Here is a 24,876-nt window from a genome sequence, read left to right as displayed (position 1 = left end):
TTTTGAGTCGCAAATTTAATTCAATCTGAAGACGTGCCAAACAATTATTCTTTTTGAGAGGGTAAGATCCAGTCGTTGTGGGCAAAATGTTTCCAAGGAACGCTGGCTAAATCGACCTTTGGGTCTATAAACTTATAGTACTCACCTTGATTGATTTTTACCTTGTTGGTAACGAATACTTGGACATCTTCACCTTTGTTGGCGTAGTCCTTTTTCAAATGTTGGGCAAACTGCCATGCAAAATCAGGATAACAGGCTACTCTTCTACGCTGTTTTTTGGTGAGGTAATCCCCAAGGTCAATAAACGTTACTTTATCTGTTTTTTTGTTTACCACTCTATACCGAATGGTTCCGGACCTGCTGCGTAGCATCATCCGCCAACTGAGCCTATGACCTTCTTCGGTCCATAACACATCATCTTGAAAGGCATGATGGCGCAACGGGAGAATGAGTTGCACAAGAAAATATCCGCCCAAGATGCCCAATATCCATTTGCGATTTTTGGGCAGTATTTGGGTTTGTTCAACAACTACCTTTTTGGTTTTTAAAAATAGATTTCTAATGGTTTGGGGCTCAAAAAAGAAGACCGTAAATGCCAAGGATAGGTAAGGGAAAATCCCAATTTGAAATACTATACTGTTGAACAAATGGAAAAAAATGGCCAAGACAAAGGCGATTTTGCGGGAAGGTTTCCAAAGTAGGGCCGGCACAATGAGCAAATCAAAAAATATTCCGAAAAATGCCACGATCTTATGTACCCATTTTTCCTGTAAAAGGTCCCCGATCAAAAAATAATCGGATTTGGATTTCATCAACAGTTCTATGATGCTAAAATCCAACCAATCTCCATACAGTTTGGCCACTGAGGCATAGGTGTAGACGATAAATAATTGAAGGATAATGGTCCATCTTACCCAGTTAGGCATGGCATGGGAATGCAACTTTGGATTTAATTTGGCATCCAACGAGGCATCCTTTTGGGCAGGCAGGAATGCCATGATGAAGGCCAAAAGCATTAATAAATAGTAATGGTTGTTGTAGGATGTCTTTTGCATCAAGTACACCCCTGTCCACATTAGGGCAAAGGCCAAGGCGCTATAGCGGTATTTATAACCTATGGTTATTAAGATTCCCAAAGTGCCCATTATGCCAAAATAGACGTACATGCCATTTCCTGGAAGCGGCTGTAGCCACTCAAACCCAATAAAGGAGAATGTGAATTTGGGTTCGATCAAGGTTCGCCGGACCCACCCAGTAGCAATGGCGCCGTAGCATTCTGCGCTGACCAAAAGCCCATAAAATATTCGAAATACCACCAATTGGGCATTGTCAATCTTTTTGAAAAGGAATTGGGACAACATTTATTTGGAAATTAGGTCCAACGAGTAATCCTTATCTTTTGCCAATTGTTGTTGAAGTTCCTCAACAGAATCAAATTTGTGCTCATCCCGGATGCGATGTAAGATGCTTACCTGTATTTTTTTGTCGTACAGGTTGCCCTCGAACTCAAAAAAGTTGATTTCAATACTTTTTTCGGATCCTCCAGACACGGTTGGATTGTAACCAATGTTCATCATCCCAAAATATTCCTTGTCGTTAATGGTACTCTTTACTACATATACCCCATTTTTTGGGATGAGTTTGTAGGTTTCGGGAATGTGTAGATTGGCCGTGGGAAATCCGAACTTTTTACCAAGTCCTTTTCCTTTTTTTATGATTCCGGTAAGCATATAGGCGTAGCTCAGATAGCTGTTTGCTGTGGCAATATCGCCTTCCAAAAGTGCATTCCTAATTTTTGTGGAGCTTACAGAAACAGCATCGATTTCTTGGGCAGGGATTTCCTCGACATCAAAATCAAGGGTGCTGCCAAAGGCAATAAGGTCTTGGATATTTGCATTTCTATTTCTGCCGAATCTATGGTCGTAACCAATGATAATTTTTTTGGCTTTCAGGTTGTTTACCAAAATGTCGCGAACAAATTCCGTTGCAGAAAGTCTGGAAAAATGCTTCGTGAATGGGTGGATAATAAGATAATCCAAGTTCAATGCATTCAGAATCTGTGCTTTTTCCTCAATGGTGTTCAACAGTTTTATATCGGTATCTTTTTGAAGAACCATTCTGGGATGCGGGAAAAAAGTGAGTACTGTAGACTTTAATCCTGTATTTTTGGCACTATTTATGAGGCGTTCCAATATCTTGCGGTGTCCCATATGGACTCCATCAAAAGTGCCGATGGTGATAGCCGTTTGATGCGTATTGCGTTTAAAAAGAGAAATATCCTGGATTGTTTCCACCTAATCAAGAAATAAAAAAGGCTTATTTTTGAAATTGACCTATGCCCAAACTATGTATGAAAGCTAAATTACACCTTGTTTTTTCAATAACCATACTTTTTAGCTGCTTTTGTGCATTTGGGCAGCAGGCTTATTGGAAATCGGTTGCCAAGGAATCAGGCTTTAAAAGCCCATCAATAAAGGATATAGGAAAGGCCCAAGCCGTATTTTCCTTGGACAAAAGTATTTTTTCGGAGAAGATCAAGCCCTCCCATGTTTCCAAAGGCAAAAGCGTTGTTGTGGATCTTCCCAATGGGAATGGTGAAATAGTTCCCTTTTTGCTTACGGAAACCCCGGTTCTACATCCAGACTTGGCCAAAAAATATCCCAACATCAGGTCTTTTTCCGGGGTGAGCCAAGATGGTAAGTACAAAATAAAGCTCAGTAGCTCGCACAAGGGGCTCCAGAGTATGGTTGTAAATTTAGGCAATCGGGAAAAGCACTTCATGGAGCCGGTCCTGAACAAGCCCAATGCTTATGTACTATATAAAGAAGGTACGAGTGGCTCGGCCAAGGACGCCTTTATTTGTGGAACGCAGAAAATTCAGCAAAGCCTAACAGCAAAGACCATTGTGCCCTTGGTGGACGACCAAGTTCTTAGAAAATATAGAATTGCTGTTTCAGCAACGGGAGAGTATACCAACTATCACGGCGGTACGGTAGTTGATGCCCTGGCAGCCATCAATGCAACACTGACACGGATAAATGAGGTCTTCGAAACAGATTTGGGCATTACCTTGGAGTTGGTGCCCAATAATGATTTGGTAATTTTCACTGACCCTGAATCGGACCCCTATAACGGGAACCTAAATTCCCAAGTACAGAATACCTTGACCACCATTATAGGCGAGGCCAATTATGATGTTGGGCATTTGTTCAACAAGGTGTCTTCGGTTGCACAAAACAATGGCAATGCTGGTTTTATAGGAGCCGTGTGTGTGGATAATCAAAAGGGAAGTGCATTTTCTTCAGCTTTTGAACCACAAGGAGATGTTTTTGATTTGGATTTTGTTTCGCACGAATTGGGGCATCAATTTGGAGCCAACCATACTTGGTCTTTTGAATCAGAGGGAACAGGTGTTCAAGCAGAACCTGCAAGTGGAACAACCATTATGGGATATGCGGGCATTGTTGATGGAAACGATGTAGCTCCCAATGGGGACGACTATTTTCATTACTATAGCATTCTTCAAATATCGAATTATGTGCAATCCACAACTTGTGCCCAAACAACAGCGCTTACCAATTCACCTCCAGTATTATCTCCTGTAGATGACTTTATAATTCCGAAAGGTACTGCTTTTGTATTGGAAGGGAATGCCACTGATCCAGATGTTGGGGATGTGCTTACCTATACTTGGGAGCAGATTAACAATGGTGTGGTAACCACCAATACCTTTGGGCCAACCAACCCCAGTGGGGCCAATTTTAGGTCTTCACCACCTTCCCCAGACCCAAAAAGATATTTTCCACGGTTATCCGAAGTTATTCAAGGTAACCTTACGCAGACCATGCCGGCAGAAAACGAAGCTTGGGAGACGGTATCAGAAATTGAAAGAACCTTGAGCTTTGCTTGTACAGTACGGGACAATGCATCTGGAGGGGGGCAGGTTATCTCGGATGTTTTGGATGTTCATGTGATCAAAGCTGCAGGCCCTTTTGTGGTAACCTCACAGGCCGCTGCTGAAACATATGCTGCGGGATCTATCCAAGAAATTACTTGGGATGTCGCCAATACCAATATTTTGCCTGTTGATGCCCAGACGGTGGACATCTTTCTTTCTTTGGATGGAGGTGTCACTTTTCCTATTGCCTTGGCCAATGATGTCCTTAATGATGGGGTAGAGGAAGTGCTTCTTCCCGGAAACGTAACCTCAACGGCCCGTATCATGGTAAAGGCCAGTGATAATATTTTCTTTGCGGTCAATGCTTCAAATTTTACCATTGAAGAATCGGAAGTGGTTTTGGATTTTGCCGAATTGTCTTATGTGGTATGCCAACCTAATGATATAGTAATTCCTTTCACCTACAGGACTTTTTCGGGGTTTAGTGAGAATTCTACCTTTTCTGCTGATGTACCCGTGGGATTAACAGCGGTTTTTTCCCCAACGAATACAAGTACCGATGCCACATCGGTGGATTTAACTCTTTCCAACACAGGGAGTGTTGCTCCAGGAGTTTATGATATCACAGTTACATCGACTTCAACATCGGTGACCAAGGATGTAATTTTATCTCTTACGATAGAGGATGCAACTTTTGCGGATGTTGTTTTGGTATCGCCATCCAATGTCCAGGCCGATGTTTCATTGAACGCTCTATTGGAATGGCAGGCCAACCCCTTGTATGCCAATTATGATGTGCAGATTGCCACTGATGTTGCATTTTCCAACGTGATCGAATCTGCATCGGGTCCCTTTAATTTTTACAAGCCAGCCAATTTAGAAGGGCTTACCGAGTATTTTTGGAGAGTGCGCCCAAGTAACGATTGTGGCGTGGGTACGTTTGGAACACCATTCAGTTTTACCACAACACAAGTAAATTGTAAAACCTTTGAATCAAAAGGTCTGCCTTTGGAGATTTCCAATGTAGGTACCCCAACAGTTACTTCATCCATACAGTTTTTTGAGGATTTACCCGTTTCTGATATCAATGTAAATTTAGAATTGAACCATACCTATTTGGAAGATTTAATGGTGACCCTGATATCGCCCGAAGGAACTCGGGTTGCACTAATTTCCAGTACATGTGGAGGATTGAATAATATCAACGCAGTTTTTGATGACGATGGAGTCCCTATTGTATGTGCTGGTAATCCCGCAATCACTGGTACGGTAGCACCATTGGGTTCTTTGGCATCGCTCAAGGGGGAATCCATTTTAGGGGAATGGGTATTGGAAGTAAAAGACAATGCTTCTAGTGATGGGGGTGAGCTTATTGCTTTTTCCTTGGAAATTTGTGTGGAAGGAAACTTTAGACCGGACGAGGACGAAGATGGGGTTTTTGATGATGGGGATGACCTTTGCTTGGGAACGCCAAAAGGCGTGGAGGTAGATACCAATGGGTGTGCAGTCTACCGTTTTGCTGCTGATAATTTTGAAGTTGAGATAACAAGTGAGACCTGTAGGAGCAATAACGATGGCTCAGTGGTCGTGACCGCAACGGATACGGCGATAGCATATTCAGCTGTTTTGGATGGAGGTGGAACTCCGGTAAGTATGGATTTTACGGATACCCATACCTTTCAAAATTTAAGCGCTGGAACGTATTCGCTTTGTATTACCGGAACCAGTGGACTCATTACGTACAGGGAAGCTTGTTTTACTATTGTTGTATCCGAACCTGATGTTTTGGATGTGGATGCCATTGTAGAGAATGGCTTTTTGGAACTTACAATGGATGGTGGCAATTTCTACACGGTTGAACTGAACGGATTGGCCACACAAACGGAAAATTCCAAAATTGAGTTACCCTTAAAGGAGGGCCGGAATACCTTAAAGGTATATACGGACCTTCCATGCCAAGGCGTGGTGGAGAAAACCATATTGAATACCCTACAACCTGTTTTGTTCCCAAATCCTGTGGAAAGTATGGCTCAGGTATACCTGAATGGGTATGTGGGTTCCGTATCCATAAAAGTATTTTCCTCCAATGGTAGGTTGGTGATGAGTCACATTAAAAATGCGACCGGTAGAAGCTTGGAAATGGACTTCTCGGAACTGCCTCGTGGCACATACTATCTTCAAGTTGAAGCAGAAGAGATTAAGGAAGGATTTAAATTGATAAAAAAATGAAGCGGCTTTTTATAGGTATATCAATGCTTGTTTTGTTGGTTTCCTGTGGAGGAGGTGATGATGGACCTTCAATCCCGGAAGCGGCGGAACTTGTGTTTCCTGATGAAAACTCAGAATGTACAACTGGAGTGAGTGTCAGTGAAAATCTAAGTCAGGTTACCTTTCGATGGATGGCTTCGGCCAATACTAGTAGCTATACCCTGAATGTGGTAAACTTAGAGACCAATGTTCCCCAGACCATATCAACAGCTGCTACATCAGCTAGTTTATCAATAGCCAAGGGAACACCTTTTGCGTGGTCTGTATCATCTACGAACAACCAGTCCGATCAAGTGGTAAGCAGTGAAACATGGTTGTTCTATAATGCGGGCTCCCAAACAACCTATGCGCCATTTCCGGCTCAAGCGGTGTCTCCTATTTCCGGTTCAACCGTATTGAAGGATATCGCCAACGAAGTAACTTTGGAATGGTTAGGTGCAGACGTGGAGGGAGATATTGTTTCCTTTGAAGTATTTTTCTCAGACCAGAATCCGCCAACCACCTCTTTGGGTGAAGTTGAAACAGCTACCACAGAATTTAATGTAAGCGTTACCTCCGGGATTACGTATTACTGGAAAATAATTACCACAGATGAAGAAGGAAATACTTCGGATTCTGGAGTGTTTGAGTTTAAGGTGAACTGATTAGGAGCCGTTGAATTGGTTCATGGTGTTTTTTACTCCGGAAAACACAAAAGAAAGTACAAGTTCGGCCGATTTCTTCAAACGTTCGGGTAGAGCTTTGCGCTCTTCATCGTTCCATTGGCCCAAAACATAGTCCACTTGTTTTCCCTTACTGAATTCTGCCCCGACCCCAAATCGGAAACGGTTGTATTGGGAAGTTTGTAGTGTGTTCTGTACATCTTTTAATCCGTTATGCCCCCCATCGCTGCCTTTGGTTTTTAGGCGGATGGTACCAAAGGGAAGATTGATGTCGTCAGTAATAATGAGAACATTTTCCAAAGGAATTTTCTCCTTTTCCATCCAGTAGTTTACGGATTTTCCACTTAAGTTCATGTAGGTGGAAGGCTTAAGGCACAGAACACTTTTTCCTTTGTGTTTAAATGTACCCACAGCGCCTAATTTGGCACTTTCAAAAGAGAAGCTTTCCTGTTCAGCCAAAAAATCCAACACTTTGAACCCAATGTTGTGACGGGTTTCTTCATATTCGGATCCAATGTTTCCCAGTCCGGCTATAAGGAATTTTTTCATGGAATCTGTCTCTTGTATCAGGGGTTGTTTTTTGGCAAACCATGTTTTTATAAACCTGATCATCTAGATTATGTGTTTGTCCAAAAATACAAAAGCATCCCATTATTTGCTCAATCGCGAATGGGATGCTTTGTAATCTATTATTGGATAAGAAACTATTCTGTAGCTTCAGCTTCTGGGGCGTCGCCACCTTCAGCTGCGGCTTCAGCGCCTTCTTCTGTTTCTTCATCCTCATCTTCCACTTCATCAACTGAAGTTCTGGATGCTTTCACCTGTACAATTGCGGTACTATCTGGGTGGAGGATGGAATAATCGTCATTCAAGATGGTTTCAACCGCAATTGTTCCACCTATCCTTAGTTTGGAAATATCCACAGTAATAAAATCAGGCAGCAACTCTGGCAATGCCTTGATGGATAGTTTTCTCTTTCTGAACAACAAACGTCCACCATTTCGTACCCCAGGGGAATTTCCTTCCAAACGAACTGGGATGTTCATGGTAACAGGTTTGTCCTTGAACAATTGATAGAAATCGATGTGCAAAATTTTATCGGTTACAGGGTGAAATTGAATGTCCTGCAATACCGCGTCAAATTTTTGGCCGTTTTCCAACTCAATCACAGCAGTGTGTGCATTGGGTGTATAGACCAAATCTCTGAATGAAATTTCATCAGCTGAAAAGTGTATTGGTGTATCCCCTCCGTACAGCACGCAAGGGACCTTTCCAGCATTACGTAAGGCTTTGGTAGATACCTTGCCCACGCTTTCTCTTTGGGATCCTTTGATTGTAATTGACTTCATTGTAATATATTAAATTGATTTACATTAAAAACTTGGAAGATATTGAGGTGTTGTGGTGCACTCTATGCATAACGTCTGCAAAAAGGTCGGCACAGCTCAATACCTTTATTTTATTCTGTTTATGGTCAACGGGAATTGAATCCGTAATGATCAGTTCCGTCAACTTTGAGTTCTCTATTCTTTCGTAAGCATTGCCGGACAGCAATCCGTGTGTGGTAACCGCACGAACACTTTCGGCCCCACGCTCTATCATAAGGTCCGCTGCTTTGGTAAGCGTACCAGCGGTATCCACCATATCATCTACCAAAACCACATTTTTGCCCTGAACATCCCCTATAAGTTCCATGTGGGAGATGACATTGGCCTTGGCCCGCTGCTTGTAACAGATAACTACATCGCACTCCAATGCCTTGGAATAAGCATAAGCCCTTTTGGATCCTCCCATATCTGGGGAAGCAATGCAAAGATTATCCAAATTGAGGCTCCTTAAATAAGGAAGGAATAGCGTGGAAGCAAACAGATGATCTACGGGCTTTTCAAAAAAGCCTTGGATTTGGTCTGCATGAAGGTCCATGGTAATGATCCTTGTAGCTCCCGCCGTTTCCAACATCTTGGCCACCAACTTTGCGGCTATGGGTACTCTGGGCTTATCTTTTCTATCTTGTCTGGCCCAACCAAAATAAGGCATCACTGCGGTAATGTGTCTTGCGGAAGCTCTTTTGGCGGCATCCAACATCAACAACATTTCCATTAAGTTTTCCGAACTAGGATTGGTGGAACCAATAATAAAAATACGTGCCCCACGAATAGATTCCTCAAATGAAGGCTGGAATTCCCCATCGCTATATCTGGAAAACTGTATCTTTCCCAAATCAGCACCGTATGAAGCAGCTATTTTTCTGCCAAGTTCAATACTTTGGGTACATGCGAAAATTTTGGGTTCAGGAACTTGATAGGCCATTGCAAACTCTTGTTGTCTAGCTTTTTAACGATGCTTTCTGATAAAGAGGTGCAAATTTAAAAATTAATTTGGGTTGCTAAAGGATAAATACAAGTATTTTTTGGTGGGGAATTAAATTATTTTTTTAGCTTTGCAGTCCATTTTGAAAAACACCACAAATGCCTTGGTGGCGGAACTGGTAGACGCGCTGGATTCAAAATCCAGTGTCTTCGGACGTGTGGGTTCGATTCCCACCCAAGGTACTTCCCAAAATCCCAGTAGACTTAAGTCTACTGGGATTTTTTCATTCCGGAGTACAAAATTTTGCTTTTGTATGTAGGATTACATCATGAAGCCTTAAATTTCAGCCTAAATCGATGATGGAATGCTCAAATCCTTAACCATTATTTTTCTTTTTCTCATTCTTGGAGAATTTGTGAATTACATTTTTAAGGTTCCCATAGCAGGGAACATCATCGGAATGGTATTGATATTTCTGGCATTGAAATTTAAACTCATCAAGTTGGAAATGGTGAAACCGGCTTCTGATAAACTACTGAAATATTTGGTCCTGTTTTTTGTGCCTTATGGTGTAGGGTTGATGGTACATTTTGAGACCATTAAAGCACATTGGTTCTCCATTGGTTTGGCGGTTTTGGGAAGTACAATACTAACACTTTACCTCACAGCATTTATTCAAGAAAAACTGCAGAAGAAATGAAAACCTTTCTGTCCTTACCAGTAGTCTGGGTGTTTTTGACCTTGGCCATATATTTTTTAGCCCAAGGTATACATAAGAAGGTGAAATGGGCTTTGACAACTCCTATTTTGGTTACCATTTTTGTGCTTATACTTCTCTTGTCAGTTTTTGATGTGGATTTTGGGACCTATGACAGTGGAGGAAAATTTCTCAGTTTCTTTCTAGGGCCTTCAGTGGTGGCACTTGGAGTTCTATTTTATGAAAAGTTGGATGAAATAAAATCCAACTTGTTGCCTTTTTGCATAGCCGTTTTTGTTGGAGGTATTGGTAGTATACTCAGTTTAATTTTTATTCTGATGGCCCTTAAGGCTCCTGAAATATTGATGCGGTCTTTGGCTCCAAAATCAGTCACTACACCCATAGCCATTGAAATTGCAAAGTCAGTCGGTGGGGTTCCATCCATCACGGCAGGAGTGGTCATTGCCGTTGGGATTTTTGGCAATGCCTTCGGAATCTATATCCTTAAGTTTTTGGGCATTACCAGTAAAACGGCCATAGGCACGGCTCTGGGAACTGCATCGCATGGCATAGGCACTGCACGCGCTTTGGAAGAAAGTGAACTTTCAGGGGTTTATAGCGGGTTGGCACTTTGCGTAAATGGCCTTGTTACCGCTATTGTAACCCCTTTGGTCATAGATTGGATTTTTGCGTAGGGAGGTAGTTTTATTCCACAATTTTTATGTCAATGGAAGTCCTACTCTGCCATACGCTTACATCGGTCACGGAAAAGGCACAATGATAATCTCCCATGTCAATTTCATCCGGGATGGTGACTATCAGGTTGATTTCAAATGAAGTCCCACCATTTTCAATGGGGTGGTTTTCCATGAAAATCATGAACTTGATTTTCAAAATTGTGATGGATATTGAGACAGTACGCTGCCAGTCCCATATTATCGGTGACCATGGCCCAGAACGTATATGACGGTCTTCTTTGGAACTCTTCGCAGGCCTGTGGAAGCCCTCCGCTATAATTTATACTAATCATACACTTTTATTCAAAAAGTTTCTTCGGTCAGTTCCTTATTGACCACCGCCCCAGCAAAATTCCCCTGTTGTACGGCATTGGCTACCGAGCGCATAGGGCTTGTGTTGTCCCCACAGGCATATATGCCCTGAACGGTGGTTCGTTGTAGCCCGTCAATTTTAAGATATCCTTGCTCGGTTAGCTCGCAACCCAATGTTTCTGGAGTTTTACAGTGCTGCTCAAAAGGAATGGCGGCATAAAGGGCGTCGAAGAGAAGTTTCTTGCCATTTTTTAAGACAATGTGGGTAATGTTTCCATTTTTGTGTTCTATCTTATGGATTTCACCTTCTTCAATTTTAATATTGTGTTGTTGAAGTTTTTTTGCTTGATCAACGGTAAGCTGGTCTTCGCCATGTGGTAATAGGGTAAGGTCATCGGTCAGGTTGTTGACCAGACCTGCCAAGTGAAATGCCCTTTCCACATGGCCCCAAACACCAGTTTTTTTGCCTTTAAATTCATATCCATGGCAATAAGGACAATGGATGACTGTTTTTCCCCAACATTCAGAAAATCCTGGGATATTGGGAATGTTATCCTTCACTCCTGTGGCAAAAATCAACTTCTTGCCCTCAAACCTTTCACCGGATTGGGTGCTGATTTCAAAACCTTCTGCTGTTTTTTTTCCTTCAATGACAACATCCGTATAAAAATGAACGGTCTTGTATTGTGACACTTGTTGTTGGGCAATGGATGAAATTTCCGAAGGGGTCTTCCCGTCTTGGGTAAGGAAGTTATGGGAATGGGGCGTGGGTTTATTGCAGGGTTCGCCCGAATCTACCACCAAGACTTTTTTTAAAGATCTACCTAGGGCCATGGCTGCTGATAAACCAGCATAGCTGCCGCCGATTATGATCACATCAAAAACACTACTTTGTTCCATTTTATGGTTTTATGAGGAATTGGGTTGCCAAAGTTAGAAAGAATTTTTATTATTGCAACAAAGTCGCATTAATAAATTATGAAACGAAGAAGCACACCCACTAAAGAAGCGGTACTGGATTTGTTATCACGGAGAGGCAAGGCCATGAGCCAGGATGCCATTGAGCGGGAAATCGACATCGATATAAACCGTGCAACCATTTATCGTGTACTTAATAATTTTTGTGAGGATGGCATTGTGCACAGAATAGTTGCCGAGGACGGGAAACAGTATTTTGCTTTCTGTATCAACTGTGGGGAAAATCAAATACCGGCACATCATTTTCATTTTAGGTGTACCCAATGCCAGACGATAGAGTGCCTCAAGGAAGAAGTACAATTTTCGTTGCCCGTGGGCTATGCAGTGGAGGGAGTCAACTGTATTTTGACCGGAACTTGTATTGACTGCTCATAAAGCCGAGCAAAATGGTTGAGGGCTCAAGTGCATACGTTTTATAGTTGAGTTTTATTCCCGCTTTCCCAAAAAAGATGTGTCCGCCAGCATCATTTATCTCTAGGCAAATTCTTCATTTTTTCTAAATGTTCAAAGTCATTACCAAGTTATGGTATCAAAGTAAAGCAATGAAGAATATATCGTATTGATTATCAATACTTTAAAAGTATTGTTGGTCAAAGGTAATTAGCTTAACTCAAGAGCTCTCCTCATATATCTGATATTTCACAACAAATGATCGGTGAAATACAACATAACTTCCGTTTTGTTAATGTTTGTTGATATGTTTGGGTAGGCTTAGTCTCCTAAGCTCAACCTCATTTCCTCAACTATGAACATATTTCAATACTGTTGGAACAAAAAAAACCAGTGCTTGGTTGTTTTGTTTATGTTCATCTCAATTCAGATGGGATATGGTCAGTTGTGCGTGGCAGATGCTGGACCAGATCAGACCGAAAATCAAACGACATCAGTTTTTTTAAATGCGGTATCCCCTGTTCTGGGTACGGGAACTTGGACACAATTGTCCGGCCCATCTTTGGTGAGTTTTGCCAATGACAACGATCCTGGCACGCAAGTATTTGGTATGGTACCCGGGATTTACATTTTTGAATGGACGGTATCCGATATTACTTGTATAACAGTGTCAGATACTGTGGGAGTTACTTTTTTGGGTGTTGATCTTGAAGTGGAAACTTTGGCTAGTAATACTGTCCCCGATGTTGGGGATATAGTCAATTTTACAATCAATCTTAGCAATCTGGGAGATGTGGATGCCACAGGGGTTGCTGTTGAGAACCTAATACCTCCGGGCTATGGCAATATTACTGCGATAAGCAATGGGGGAACCTTTTTTATTGGGCCGCAGGCGGTAGTGTGGTCAGGGCTTACTGTTCCACAGGGAACCAATACTTTGGCGCTTACATTCAATGCAACTGTACAAACTCCTACTGGAGTTTCAAACGAATTTGAACATATTGCACAGATTACTTTTTGTGATCAAATTGATTTGGACAGTACGCCAAACAATGATGATGGTGATCAGAGTGAGGACGATGAAGACGCCCTTACCGCATCGCCACAACAAGCGGATTTATCTTTGATAAAAACCGTTGTAGGCAATAATTTGGCACCGGGAGTTGGTGAGCAGATCAGTTTTGAAATAATCTTGACCAATGACGGTCCAGATGATGCTACCAATGTAATCGTGGTAGATCAACTTCTTTCTGGGTTTAATTTTGTGTCGTACACCGCCACGGCCGGAACCTATAGTTCGGCCACAGGATTTTGGCAGGTGGGCACTTTGGCCAATGGCGCATCGGAAACCTTGACGATTGATGTTACCGTTAACCCGAGTGGAAATTACACGAACACCTCGCAGGTCATTGCTTCGGATGGGTACGATTTGGATTCAACCCCTGCCAATGGGGTTTCTTCAGAAGATGACCAAGGCGATGTTTCCTTGACCCCTGTTGAAGTCATAGATCTTTCTTTAACCAAAACGATTAGCAAATCCCCTCCCTTGGTAAGTGACAATGTCATGTTTGTGTTGACCATTTCCAATGCGGGTCCAAACACGGCAACCTCGGTAGAGGTAACTGACCTTCTTCCGTCTGGATTCACTTATATTTCGGATAATGGGGGAGGTAGCTACAATGCTATTTCGGGTCTGTGGAATGTAGGCACTTTGACCAATGGGGCTTCGGAAAGCCTAAACATTATGGCAAGCGTAAACCCCGCTGGAATATATACCAACATTGCAGAAGTTACCAACCATGATCAATTTGACGCTGATTCAACACCCAACAATAATGTTCCAGCGGAAGACGATCAAGACGAAGTTGTAGTCATCCCTGAACCTTTGGTAGACCTGTCAATCACCAAGACAGCAGATAATCTAACCCCTAATGTGGGCGATCAAATTGTTTTTACGGTAACCGTGCAAAATGATGGCCCAAGTGATGCCACTAACGTTGTGGTCACCGATCTATTGGCTTCTGGGTATGGCTTGGTGAGTGCAGTACCTTCTTCGGGAAGTTATAATGCTGTGAACGGAGTCTGGAATGTTGGCAGTTTAAACAGTTCCAATACGGAAACCCTTACCGTAACGGCCAATGTGCTTTCAAGCGGAGATTACAGCAATACTGCAGAACTTACGGGATTAACCGAGATGGATGTAGATTCGACCCCGGGAAACAACAATGGCGCTGAAGATGATCAAGTATCCATAACACCAACTCCTATCGCAATATCCGATTTGCTATTGCGCAAGTCGGTGGATAAGCTTAGTCCAGTGGTTGGTGAAGAGGTAATCTTCAACATCAATATCTCTAACTTGGGTCCAAGTGATGTAACCGGTGTAGAGATAATGGATGTACTCCCTTCGGGTTATACGTATGTTTCCAACAGTAGAACCGCAGGAACCTATAATGCCACAACAGGAATTTGGGAATTGAACAATGTATTGCCAAATGGGGTCACCGAGACTTTGAATATTGTGGCAACGGTCAACGCTTCCGGTGATTATTTTAATGTGACCGAAGTATTTTCCTCCAACAATGTGGACCCCAATTCCATACCCAATAACGATAATGTTTTTGAAAATGATCAGGATAGTGCAGGGACCATCCCGATTCCTGCGGCAGATTTGGAGCTAAGCCTTACCGTGGACAATGAGTTTCCAGATGTATCCAGCACTATTACATTCACACTAACCCTATCCAATATAGGACCAAGTGATGCTTCCGGAATTGTGGTGGATGACCTATTGCCATCTGGATACAACTATATTTCTGATGATTCTGGTGGTCTGTACGACCCATTTAGCGGTTTATGGTATTTGGGTAGCGTAGCGAGTGGAGCCAATACAACATTGAACATTTTGGCGGAAGTGAATCCTTCCGGAAATTACACCAATAGGGCGGAAGTGGTTGCTGCCATTCAGTTGGATACAGATTCCACTCCGGGTAACAATGTTGCTTCGGAAGATGACCAAGATGTACAATCTACAACACCTAGGCATGTAACAGATATTTCAATAACAAACACAGCGGATGATTTGAGTCCGTCTGCTGGGGATGAAATTGTTTTTACCATTACAGTGAACAATGCAGGTCCCAATGATGCCACAGGTTTGGTGATTGAAGATCAATTGGCAACGGGGTATAGCTATATCAGTGCTGTGGCAACTTCGGGCACTTACGATAATATTGCTGGATCTTGGAGTTTACCAAACATATCCAGCGGTAGTTCTGAAATCTTGACCTTAACCGCCTTGGTATTGCCCAATGGGGATTATAGGAATACTGCGGAGTTGATCGCACTGGAAACCTATGACCCTGATTCGACACCCAACAACAACCTAAGCTCAGAAGATGACCAGGCCAGTGTAGTTCCTGTGCCTGATGGTTTGGCCGATTTGTCACTCGTCAAAATTGTGGACAACCCTACGCCTAATGTGGGTGATGTGGTTCGATTTACGATCAGCGTTACCAATAACGGCCCTACTGATGCTACAGGAGTAATAGTATCAGAGCGTATGCCGATAGGCTATATATATCAATCCCATACGACCACAGCCGGGGTTTACAATCCAGATACGGGTTTATGGAACGTAAACCGTACTATTTTCAATCAAAATACAGAAACATTGGAAGTGTTGGCCAGGGTCAATGCCCCAACCGGAGAAGCAGATGAATATTTAAACGTGGCCGAGATCACAGGGAGCAACTTTGCCGATCCGGACAGCAATCCCGCACAAGGAATTTTAGTGGATGATTTTTCGGATGGAGTTGAAGATGATGATGAAGCCAGTACCTTTGTGGTGCCACAGACCACAGATTTGGCCTTGACAAAAGAAGTGGACAATACTTCGGTAAATGTTGGTGATGAGGTGGTTTTTACCATTACACTGACCAATTTGGGTACTGTACCAGCCACTAACATTGGTGTGGAAGATCAGCTTCCGCAAGGATATAGATTGGTGACCAGTTCATCATCATTGGGTGTGTTTGATGAAACCTCAGGTTTTTGGGAGTTGGATGTTTTGGAAGTTGGCGAAACGGCCCAGCTTGAGCTCACGGTGGAAGTTTTGGATATTGAAGACTATCTAAACCAGGCAGCTTTGGCTTTTGTGGACCAAATTGATATCAATGGAGACAATGATACGGACGAAGCATTCGTAAGTCCTACCTGTTTGGTGGTCTACAACGAATTTTCACCCAATGGAGATGGGGTCAATGACTTTTTTAAAATTGATTGCATCTCCAGATATCCCCAAAACGAACTCCAAGTATACAACCGTTGGGGGAATATTGTCTATCAAAAACGAAGCTACAATAATGATTGGGACGGTACACCCAATGGAAGGGCCATTGTACAAAAAGAAGACCAGTTGCCCGTTGGGACCTACTATTATATTTTGGACTTGGGTGATGGCTCCGAGCCACAAACAGATTGGCTATACATAAACAGATAGGTAATGGGCAAGGGGGTAGGAAAGCATATACGGCAAATGAGAAAAAGGGTTAAACATATTGGCATTATGTTCCTGGCATGGGGATGTTTGTCGGTTTCGGCACAACAAGACCCTCAATTTACCCAATACATGTACAACACTATGAGTGTAAACCCTGCCTATGCGGGGTCACAAGGGTACCTTACGGCCTTGTTGTTGCATCGTTCCCAATGGGTGGGTATCAACGGAGCGCCAAATACACAGGTATTGGCCGTGGATGCCCCTTTGGAAAACAAATTGGGCGTGGGCGGTATTTTGGCCCACGATGCATTGGGGCCTTCCTCAGAGATTTTTGTGGATGGCAATGTGTCTTATACCATTCAATTGGACAGCACCAATCGAAAATTGTCCTTTGGACTAAAGGTTGGCGGACGACTTTTTGATGTGGATTTCTCCAAAGGATTGACCGAGAATCCCGATGTAGCCTTTCAAAACAATATCAAAAGCAAATTTTTCCCGACCATTGGGGCGGGACTATATTATCAGACCAAGGATAGTTATTTGGGCTTTGCCGTGCCCAATTTCTTTTCGCAAAAGCATTATGATGGGGAAGAACAGGAAATTGCAGCCGAGCGACTCCATTACTATTTTATTGGAGGAAAGATGTTCGATGTGACCCCCGAGGTGGTGCTTCGACCATCCTTTTTTATTAAGTGGGTCCCGGGGGCACCGATTATTTTGGATGTTTCGGCCAATGCCATCATCAGGGAAACTTTCACCTTTGGTGCTGCATATAGATGGGACGATTCCTTTTCTGCCTTATTGGGGCTTCAAATTACCCCTAATCTTAATGCAGGTTATGCTTACGATCTAACATCTTCCAATTTGGGGGGATATACAGGAGGAAGCCACGAATTGTTCCTACGATACCAATTTAAAGAACTGAAAAAGACGGACGGGTCCCAAGGACGCGTTTCCACACAATAAACCAAACATAGAACCTAACCTCATGCAGCATGCCTTCAATTTACGTTGAAGGCTTTTTTTTTCGAAAAAAAATAAAAACGTGCAACCATTTCATTTTTGATTTGTCATTGGGATAGAATGAAATAGAATTATTTTTAGCGTCATTGAATAATCGTCCAGGATTTTTGGAAGCAAACGTACGTCTTACGCACCAAACTTTGGTGGAGCAGAGCAAACAAGGAAACCAGAACGCACAATACCAGTTGTATGGATTGTATGTGGATGCCATGTTCAATGTTGCCATGCGGTTACTGACCATTCGGGAAGATGCCGAGGATGTCTTGCAGGAAAGCTTTGTGGAGGCGTTTAAAAAATTGGACACGTTTCGGTTTGAAAGCACTTTCGGGGCATGGCTCAAACGAATTGTGATCAATAGGAGCATCAATCACCTAAAGGCAAAACGGTTACTGTTCGCTTCCATGGAAAATGAAGGGGAGCCGGTAGAAGAAGACGAAAAAATAGAAGATGATGATTTTGAAATGGAAAAGATAAAAACCGGTCTGGCCCAATTGCCAGAGGGATACAGACAAATCATCACCTTATATCTGATTGAAGGGTATGACCATGTTGAGATTGGAGAAATTTTGCAGATTACCACCTCTACATCAAAGTCGCAATACCACCGTGCTAAAAAGAAACTAATTCAAATTGTAAAGGAGTTATGATGGACAATTTTGAAAAACGTATTAGGGAAAATAAAGAGGCTTTTGATGTTCACAAGGTGGACAGGGACAAGCTTTGGAAAGGCATTGCCTCCCAATTGGAAGAGAAAGCAGAACCCAAGGTCATCCCACTTTGGAAATCGAGAGGGTTTAAGGTGGCGGCTTCCATTGTGTTGCTGGTGGGACTTTCGCTCACGGCATTTGTAACGATGAATGCCCCAGGCCAAAATATGGAGGGATATGCCAGTGAGGAACTTTTGGAAATAGATATGCATTATCAGCATCTAGTCCATCAACAGGTATTGTTGATACAGGAAAACCCAAAACTTTCTGCTATGGACAAAGAAGAGTTTTTATCCTTCATGGATGAGCTGGACGAGGAATATATGCAACTAAAATTGGAAATGCGGGACAATCTGGACAATGAACGGGTACTCGAAGCTATTGTGAACAACTATAAAAAGCGTATTGAGTTGATAGAGAATTTGTTGAAACAGATTAACGCTTCAAAAAAAGAAATGGATTATGAGGGATATACACTATAAAACCATGATTACGGCACTGCTGGTGTCTTTCTGGACCGTTGCCACCCTCGCACAAAGCGAACACAGCAAGCAATGGAACAAGACCTATGACCTATCCCCTACGGGCAAGGTGCATATTGAAAATAAGTATGGGAATGTGGTTATCAACGGATGGGGCAGGGACCAAGTCAAGGTGTCCGTTTCCATTCAAGTGAACCACAGGAAGGATGAGAGCGCGGAAAAACTACTGGAACGGATTCAGCCCAAAGCAATCCAAGCTGGAAATTTCATCCAATTCATTTCTGAAATAAAGGATCGTGATGCCAATCTTTTTGCCAAATATTTTAGCAAGGCCAATCCGTTCGATTTTGATAAATCCAATGTGCAGATAGATTATGAAGTATTCCTGCCCATCAATGCGGAGCTCAATATCAACAATAAGTTTGGAGACATTATCATAGAGGCATGGGAAGGGGATTTGGAAACGGATCTCCAGCATGGGGATATCTGGATCAATAGCGATATATCAACGGCCAAGGCGGATATACGCTTTGGGAAATTCAATGCCCGGAACATGGGGTACGGAAATATTAAAATGGATAATGGTTCCATTGACATTGAACATGCCCAAAAGTTGAAAATCTTAAGTAGTGGAAGTGAGATAACTTTGGACCAAGTGGCAGATTTGGAACTCTATTCCAGTAAAGATGAGGTAGAATTGGCGATGGTGGGCAGTCTTCGGGGGGATTTTAAATTTTCAAATGTTGACATTGCCGATGTAACAAATGGCATGTTCCTCACACTAAGAATAGCGGATGTAGACATCAAAAAAGTGTCTAAGCCCGATGCGGACATCAATATTGTACAGGAATCCTCCGAGATCAATATGAACGTTTCAGGAATGGTCTTTGACTTTGGCGCGACCTTGGAGCAAGGCCTGCTGCGGGTGCCCAAGACCTTTACAAACATTAAGACCAATGTGACCAATGAAGGAAGCAAGATCCGCGATATCACGGCAAGCTATGGCAACGGGACCAAGGGAAAATTCACCATCAATGGAATCAAAGGAGTAATCGTCCTTACCGATTGATGCAACATAAAAGTTGCTGAGGATGCAACCCTTTAAAAATTTGAATGTCTTTAAAACGAAAACCAAAAAACGAAACATGATACGACTGAAACCAATACTTCCCATACTTCTTTTCGGATGTATGGCCATGGGACAAGCCCAAGAGGAAGTAGACTACATTGAATTCAACGACCGCAAGAATGTGGTGCACGGGGTGTACTTGGGTCTTACCACCTATTATGGCGAGATTAAGGGTAAATCTACCTATTTGGGTGGACTTAAGGTGGCCTATGTGGCCAACCGACAATTTGAAGTGGGATTTGTTGGAAACTTTTTGTACTCTGAACAGGACAATCCCAGAACCATCAATGAAGATTTGATAGGAGCATACGGAGGACTTCACTTGGAGCCCATACTTTTTAGCAAGTCGGTGGTGAACCTTTCTTTCCCCTTGCTTATTGGGGCCGGGGGAGTAGGCTATCTTGGGAACGATTTTGACGACCGTATTGGCGATATTGACGAAGATGATATCGATGCCATTTTTGTGGCCGAACCAGGGGTAAGCCTTTTGTTCAATATTTCCAGATACCTGCAATTGGAAGCGGGGGTCAAATATCGTTTTTCCAGCAAGCTGGAATTGGATGCCAGCCCCCTTCGTAACATCAATGGATTTTCCGGAGGGATAGGGCTCAAAGTCGGCGTTTTTAATATGGGACGTAATCGGTATAAAAAACACCTGCGCAATGGCCAGTAAATCAAAAAATAACAGACAATCATTGCGTCAGGCAGTAGTGGCCAGACACGTGTTCTCACAAAATGGAACCGTGTTCTTGAGAAGCGCCCAAAACCTTGAAATGAACGAGTGGTCCGCCATAAACTTTTATTGGATGCCCGTATTAAAATTGGAACGGGAACTCGGCTCATAACAGTTTTTCTTAATCTAATCACATCAAAAAATGAATGGTATGAAATCAATTCAAAGGATTGCTATTGCCCTATTTTTGGGTTTTACAGTGACATCTTGTGTCCAGGAAAGCATATGGGTTTCGGAGGAGGTATCCACCCGCGAATATGACTTTGACAACATAAGGGCACTACAAGTATCATCTGATTTTAGGGCCTACGTTACTTTTTCGGACACGGAGGAAAAGGTTTCCATTAAGGCCAATGATAATCTGTTCAGAAGGATAGATGCTTATATGGAAGGGAGTAAACTAGTGGTTAAACTGGAGAACAATGTTCGGGTTAGGGGAAAGGAGACCATGGAACTTTATGTGACTACCAAGAACATTTCCAAGTTCAAGGCTTCGGCAGATGCGGCCATCTTTATGGAAAGTCCAATTAACACCAATAATGTTTCCATTGAACTGAGTTCCGATGCTTATTTTGAAGGGGATATCACGGCAGATGACTTGGAACTCCATATGGCTTCGGACAGTGAGGCCGAGATGTATCTCGATGTGGAGGATGCGTATCTGGATCTTTCATCAAGTTCCAGACTGCAAGGCGAGTCCAATATAAAAGATGCCAAAATCAGACTTGCTTCAGATGCCGAAGTGGATATGATCGGAACCATTGAGAGCCTGGATGCCATTATGTCGTCGGATAGTGAGTTGAAGGATTATGGACTTGAAGTACAGGATTTGCGAATAGACCTCACATCGGACAGTGATGCCTTCTTAACGGTTACCGGCACCATTGATGTTACGGCCAACTCAGATAGTCGGTTATATTACAAGGGAGATGCGGAGATTATCCGGCAAGTGTTGTCCAGTGATGGAAGAGTCATCAAGAAATAGCCCTATCTTTATATCCTTGGTTTCCCTTGAAGGGATTTTTAAGGATATGTGATGGAACAGAACGAGCTATACCCCATTTTTTTAAAGGCCTCCCACTTGAATATACTCATTGTGGGAGGGGGCAATGTGGGTTTGGAAAAATTGACTTTCCTATTAAAGTCCAGCCCCAATGCCAATGTACAGATGGTGGCTCCAAAATTTTTGCCTGAGACCTTGGAATTGGCCAATAGGCATAAGGTAGAGATTACCATGGCACTATATGATCAGAGCTTTTTGAATGGCAAGCATATGGTGGTGGCCTGTACAGACAAAGTGGGAGTGAACGAGCAAGTGTATCATGACTGTCGGGAGCGAAGCATTTTGGTGAATGTGGCCGATAATCCACCTTATTGTGATTTTTATATGGGAGGTATCGTTACCAAGGGAAATGTAAAAGTGGCCATTTCCACCAATGGAAAATCACCGACCACAGCCAAGCGGTTGCGTCAATTTTTTGAAGATGTAATTCCGGATAACATAGACGACTTGGTCAAGAACCTTAATGAATACCGTAAGACCTTAAAGGGCAATTTTGAGGAAAAAGTGGAGACCCTGAACGAGTTTACCAAGGGATTGTTGGATGGCGAGCCCAACAAAGGACAAACTAAAAAATAGGTTTTTTCTAAAGCCGTTTCATGGCTTCCATGAGCTCATCCTTTTTCCTTGGAGATATGCTAACATGCATATCGTTGCTCATAATGATATACCCGCCATCCGATTTTACATATTTCTTTACTTCATTGAGATTAATAACGTAACTGTTGTGAACCCTCATAAACTGGTAGTCCCCCAAAAGATTCTCATATTCTTTCAGGTGTTTGCTGACCATGAGAGTGTTTTTGTTTTTTAGGACGAATGAAGTGTATGATCCATCCGCCTTGCAAATCACAATATCTTCAATGGCAATGAACTCCATACCGGCAGTAGTGGCCAGGCAAATTTTTTCTTGTTTGTGGTTTTCTTTGGCCAAACTCTGCATTAGAGTATCTATTTGTTGGCGGTAAACATTGGTGTCCATCCTGTTCCTTGCCTTTTCAACGGCGTCTTGAAGCTCACTAAGGTCAATGGGCTTTAACAAATAGTCAAGGGAACTAAATTTAATGGCTTTAATGGCGTATTTTTCAAATGCGGTGGTAAAGATGACTTCAAACGTTGGATCTTTTATTTGTGTGAGTACGTCAAATCCCAAACCAGATTGTAGTTCTATGTCTAGAAATACAACATCCGGACTATAAATTGAAAGCACTTTTACTCCCTCGGAAACGGAACTGGCTGTCGCGATAACTTTAACATCTTTGCAGAACTCTTCAAGCATGGATTTTAAGGTCTCCCTACTATGTTTTTCATCTTCAATGATTACTACTTTTAAGGTCATTTGACTGGCTAATTTTGTGGTTGTCTAATTTTATAATATGATTTTTGTTAGTCCTGTATATTTTTTGATGTATTTTCCTTCAATTTTTAAGGAATATTAATATTTTTTGTATATTGCCGATATTGGGAACAGGTTCGTTCTGAATCTTTTCCTAAACAGCTTAATGTTATTATGCCTTAAATCGTCCCCAATGGATTTAAGGTATGAATAATTTTTGTCTTTGATTGGGTGTATTAGTGCTTCACAGAATTTTTTTAAAACATTTTGTTTAGAATAAGCTGTAATTTGTTTTATAGAGCTTCTCTAATTTCTAATGAATTTATGAACATCGTCCAAGAAAAAGTAGGCTGGTAATATGCTAAGATGGGTGGTGTGGGCTAGTTTGTCAAGGTATGATTTTCCATCTGTTCATTCGTATGGTAACGTTGCTAAAGATTAAAGCAAGGTTGTTAGCATCTATAATCAATTTTGATTGCTCTTTTTCAATAAAAAAAACTCACCACTTTCTTTCCTCTATATCGCTGTTGCGCAGCATAACCCCATACTTGCTTTTAGCACTTTTTAAAGGAACTACTAATGGTGAGCTCATTTTATTGGTTCAATGAACAGTGTTTAGAATCTATTATTTTTAAATCCGTTGGGCCACACAACCTTCATCGCCAGAACTGAAGATTAGAGTTTTATGTCTACGTGCGGCCCAGTTTCTTTATTTTATTTGTTTAGGGTAAATCTACTTGCCTTGTTTATATTTTCTTGTGTTGACTTGACGTAAGTACGTTTTGAGTTCATGGATTGTACGTTTGAATTTATGAAAGCAATAATGTTTGTAGTTGTAAATTGACAATAGGTTGGAAAAATGGGATTTCACAAATTCAGAAATCCCATTTGAACATATAATAATGAACACTAAAAATTTAGTTGAACATGTCTACCCAGTATAATAGAGTCTGTTCTTATTGGATTGTAAAATTGAAGACTTGGTCTTTAATCCTGTTCTTTTTGGTGCTTGGGAAACAAAATGACCTTTAAAGTCTATCACTGCGATATTACTGAAATAGCCAAGTATGTCCTCATAACTATTCCAGTTGATACCCGCTCTCCTAAGCCTTCTATGAATCGGGGATTTCTCAGGTTTTGCCCCCCAATCCCCGTTAATTCTTTGGTCTTTGGATTTGATAATGAGAATTTTAACCTTACTTAGGTGGTTATACGGAACATAGAAATTGGAAACTCCATCATTCAGAGATTTAAAGGTTACATAGACCTTGCCTATATTTTTATAAACATTGGCGGTATAACCCATATCTGCATTATTGAATGGGAGCTTAAGACAGGTATCCTTGGACTCCAGATAGAAAAGAATGGGATTGTTACTAAGAACTTCCTCGGTAATTTGTGGAACGTCCAGAGTAAAGGACCATCCAGGCAACTGCTTGGTAACATCAAAAGATAATAACTCAACAGTATTGAAAAGCCCTGATGTATTTTCTTTACTAAAATTGGCTAATGACGAAGGCCTGTTAAAAAGGTATAGCGGATATCCAATTATTATTGCAGCGCAGACTAGGGTCCAGATTATGGTAAACAGTTGCATAGGTGTATGTTTTTTATTTAAAAAATTTGGGAACTTTCTCAAAACATACTCTAAGT

General features: G+C 42.0%; 22 protein-coding genes, 1 tRNA gene and 1 pseudogene. 15 read left to right on the top strand and 9 right to left on the bottom strand.

Annotation, left to right across the window (positions count from 1 at the left end):
• Positions 1-44 precede the first annotated feature (44 nt).
• Positions 45-1,361: an HTTM domain-containing protein gene (locus EZV76_RS00790; protein WP_136564695.1), complete on the bottom strand. Its 1,317-nt coding sequence runs from the start codon at positions 1,359-1,361 to the stop codon at positions 45-47.
• Positions 1,362-2,294 (bottom strand): bifunctional riboflavin kinase/FAD synthetase, encoded by a 933-nt coding sequence (locus tag EZV76_RS00785; protein WP_136564694.1) that lies wholly within the window; start codon positions 2,292-2,294, stop codon positions 1,362-1,364.
• A gap of 56 nt (positions 2,295-2,350) precedes the next feature.
• On the opposite strand from EZV76_RS00785, the gene EZV76_RS00780 reads away from it, so the two are divergent.
• Together EZV76_RS00780 and EZV76_RS00775 are read left to right on the top strand one after the other, a co-directional pair.
• The gene (locus EZV76_RS00780; RefSeq protein WP_136564693.1) at positions 2,351-6,127 is read left to right on the top strand and encodes a zinc-dependent metalloprotease; all 3,777 of its coding nucleotides are present in this window, start codon (positions 2,351-2,353) and stop codon (positions 6,125-6,127) included.
• Positions 6,124-6,810: a hypothetical protein gene (locus EZV76_RS00775; RefSeq protein WP_136564692.1), complete on the top strand. Its 687-nt coding sequence runs from the start codon at positions 6,124-6,126 to the stop codon at positions 6,808-6,810. The genes EZV76_RS00780 and EZV76_RS00775 overlap by 4 nt, the downstream gene beginning before the upstream one ends.
• On the opposite strand, the gene pth is transcribed toward EZV76_RS00775, so the two are convergent.
• From pth to EZV76_RS00760, 3 genes are all read right to left on the bottom strand, one after another.
• A complete protein-coding gene (pth, locus tag EZV76_RS00770) occupies positions 6,811-7,440 on the bottom strand; it encodes an aminoacyl-tRNA hydrolase (RefSeq protein ID WP_136564691.1) in 630 nt (209 codons plus the stop codon). It abuts the gene before it with no gap.
• A 92-nt stretch (positions 7,441-7,532) separates the two neighbouring features.
• Entirely contained in the window at positions 7,533-8,177 is a 645-nt protein-coding gene (locus EZV76_RS00765) for a 50S ribosomal protein L25/general stress protein Ctc (RefSeq protein WP_136564690.1), read from the bottom strand.
• 19 nt (positions 8,178-8,196) lie between these two features.
• The gene (locus EZV76_RS00760; RefSeq protein WP_136564689.1) at positions 8,197-9,138 is read right to left on the bottom strand and encodes a ribose-phosphate pyrophosphokinase; all 942 of its coding nucleotides are present in this window, start codon (positions 9,136-9,138) and stop codon (positions 8,197-8,199) included.
• Positions 9,139-9,298: 160 nt separating this feature from the next.
• On the opposite strand from EZV76_RS00760, the gene EZV76_RS00755 reads away from it, so the two are divergent.
• From EZV76_RS00755 to EZV76_RS00745, 3 genes are all read left to right on the top strand, one after another.
• Positions 9,299-9,380, top strand: a tRNA-Leu gene (locus EZV76_RS00755).
• 122 nt (positions 9,381-9,502) lie between these two features.
• On the top strand, positions 9,503-9,838 hold the full coding sequence (locus tag EZV76_RS00750) for a CidA/LrgA family protein (RefSeq protein WP_136564688.1): 336 nt from the start codon (positions 9,503-9,505) through the stop codon (positions 9,836-9,838).
• Positions 9,835-10,530 (top strand): LrgB family protein, encoded by a 696-nt coding sequence (locus tag EZV76_RS00745; RefSeq protein WP_136564687.1) that lies wholly within the window; start codon positions 9,835-9,837, stop codon positions 10,528-10,530. Before EZV76_RS00750 ends, EZV76_RS00745 begins: the two co-directional genes overlap by 4 nt.
• Positions 10,531-10,540: 10 nt before the next feature.
• Here EZV76_RS00745 and EZV76_RS17270 read toward each other — a convergent pair.
• A pseudogene (locus tag EZV76_RS17270) lies at positions 10,541-10,865 on the bottom strand (DUF4625 domain-containing protein).
• Positions 10,866-10,875: 10 nt separating this feature from the next.
• Entirely contained in the window at positions 10,876-11,784 is a 909-nt protein-coding gene (locus EZV76_RS00730) for an NAD(P)/FAD-dependent oxidoreductase (protein WP_136564684.1), read from the bottom strand.
• A gap of 78 nt (positions 11,785-11,862) precedes the next feature.
• On the opposite strand from EZV76_RS00730, the gene EZV76_RS00725 reads away from it, so the two are divergent.
• From EZV76_RS00725 to EZV76_RS00680, 10 genes are all read left to right on the top strand, one after another.
• Complete coding sequence (locus EZV76_RS00725; protein ID WP_136564683.1) at positions 11,863-12,237, top strand: Fur family transcriptional regulator; 375 nt, start codon at positions 11,863-11,865, stop codon at positions 12,235-12,237.
• Positions 12,238-12,649: 412 nt separating this feature from the next.
• The gene (locus EZV76_RS00720) at positions 12,650-16,753 is read left to right on the top strand and encodes a T9SS type B sorting domain-containing protein (RefSeq protein WP_161594377.1); all 4,104 of its coding nucleotides are present in this window, start codon (positions 12,650-12,652) and stop codon (positions 16,751-16,753) included.
• Positions 16,754-16,789: 36 nt separating this feature from the next.
• The gene (locus tag EZV76_RS00715; RefSeq protein WP_136564681.1) at positions 16,790-17,719 is read left to right on the top strand and encodes a PorP/SprF family type IX secretion system membrane protein; all 930 of its coding nucleotides are present in this window, start codon (positions 16,790-16,792) and stop codon (positions 17,717-17,719) included.
• A gap of 164 nt (positions 17,720-17,883) precedes the next feature.
• Positions 17,884-18,423 (top strand): RNA polymerase sigma factor, encoded by a 540-nt coding sequence (locus tag EZV76_RS00710; protein ID WP_236640822.1) that lies wholly within the window; start codon positions 17,884-17,886, stop codon positions 18,421-18,423.
• On the top strand, positions 18,420-18,965 hold the full coding sequence (locus tag EZV76_RS00705; RefSeq protein WP_136564680.1) for a hypothetical protein: 546 nt from the start codon (positions 18,420-18,422) through the stop codon (positions 18,963-18,965). Before EZV76_RS00710 ends, EZV76_RS00705 begins: the two co-directional genes overlap by 4 nt.
• Entirely contained in the window at positions 18,946-20,034 is a 1,089-nt protein-coding gene (locus EZV76_RS00700; RefSeq protein ID WP_136564679.1) for a hypothetical protein, read from the top strand. The genes EZV76_RS00705 and EZV76_RS00700 overlap by 20 nt, the downstream gene beginning before the upstream one ends.
• Before the next feature lie 76 nt (positions 20,035-20,110).
• Positions 20,111-20,767: a hypothetical protein gene (locus EZV76_RS00695; protein ID WP_136564678.1), complete on the top strand. Its 657-nt coding sequence runs from the start codon at positions 20,111-20,113 to the stop codon at positions 20,765-20,767.
• The gene (locus EZV76_RS00690) at positions 20,757-20,939 is read left to right on the top strand and encodes a hypothetical protein (protein ID WP_136564677.1); all 183 of its coding nucleotides are present in this window, start codon (positions 20,757-20,759) and stop codon (positions 20,937-20,939) included. The genes EZV76_RS00695 and EZV76_RS00690 overlap by 11 nt, the downstream gene beginning before the upstream one ends.
• A gap of 39 nt (positions 20,940-20,978) precedes the next feature.
• Entirely contained in the window at positions 20,979-21,812 is an 834-nt protein-coding gene (locus EZV76_RS00685; protein WP_161594376.1) for a GIN domain-containing protein, read from the top strand.
• A 51-nt stretch (positions 21,813-21,863) separates the two neighbouring features.
• Positions 21,864-22,466: a precorrin-2 dehydrogenase/sirohydrochlorin ferrochelatase family protein gene (locus tag EZV76_RS00680; RefSeq protein WP_136564675.1), complete on the top strand. Its 603-nt coding sequence runs from the start codon at positions 21,864-21,866 to the stop codon at positions 22,464-22,466.
• 7 nt (positions 22,467-22,473) lie between these two features.
• Here EZV76_RS00680 and EZV76_RS00675 read toward each other — a convergent pair whose 3' ends face one another.
• On the bottom strand, positions 22,474-23,226 hold the full coding sequence (locus EZV76_RS00675) for a LytR/AlgR family response regulator transcription factor (RefSeq protein ID WP_136564674.1): 753 nt from the start codon (positions 23,224-23,226) through the stop codon (positions 22,474-22,476).
• A 928-nt stretch (positions 23,227-24,154) separates the two neighbouring features.
• Positions 24,155-24,820 (bottom strand): hypothetical protein, encoded by a 666-nt coding sequence (locus tag EZV76_RS00670; protein WP_136564673.1) that lies wholly within the window; start codon positions 24,818-24,820, stop codon positions 24,155-24,157.
• Positions 24,821-24,876: the final 56 nt, after the last annotated feature.

Origin of the sequence: Flagellimonas alvinocaridis (genome assembly GCF_004916895.1) — a bacterium.
Lineage (GTDB): Bacteria > Bacteroidota > Bacteroidia > Flavobacteriales > Flavobacteriaceae > Flagellimonas > Flagellimonas alvinocaridis.
The sequence above is the reverse complement of the archived record's forward strand: the minus strand, read 5'-3'. Positions and strand labels throughout refer to the sequence as shown.